The 269-nt window shown below is 44.2% G+C and carries 1 protein-coding gene; it reads right to left on the reverse strand.

Annotated features, from left to right (window positions below):
- The coding region (locus FC77_RS07775) for an IS30 family transposase (RefSeq protein ID WP_156641866.1) at positions 1–269 on the reverse strand (269 nt) is incomplete at both ends.

The following is a 269-nucleotide window of genomic DNA, read 5'->3' on the forward strand; positions in this document are numbered from 1 at the left end:
CACCTTTGATCTTGGTTAAAGTGGAGAATTCTGAGCCATTGTCAAAAGTAATCGATTTAAACCACTTTGGATGCTGGTCAATAATGCCTTGCAAGGTATTAAGACAGGTACTGGCATGGTAATCAGGGATCATAGCCACAATTTCAAAACGGGTTTTACGTTCCGTCAGGGTCATTAAAGCCGGCTGATTTTTGCGCCTGACACCTTTAACCAAGTCACCTTCCCAATGGAATGGCACCTTCCGGTGTACAACTTCTTGCGGCCTATTC

Origin of the sequence: Lactobacillus acetotolerans DSM 20749 = JCM 3825, assembly GCF_001436775.1 — a bacterium.
In the GTDB taxonomy this organism is placed as follows: domain Bacteria; phylum Bacillota; class Bacilli; order Lactobacillales; family Lactobacillaceae; genus Lactobacillus; species Lactobacillus acetotolerans.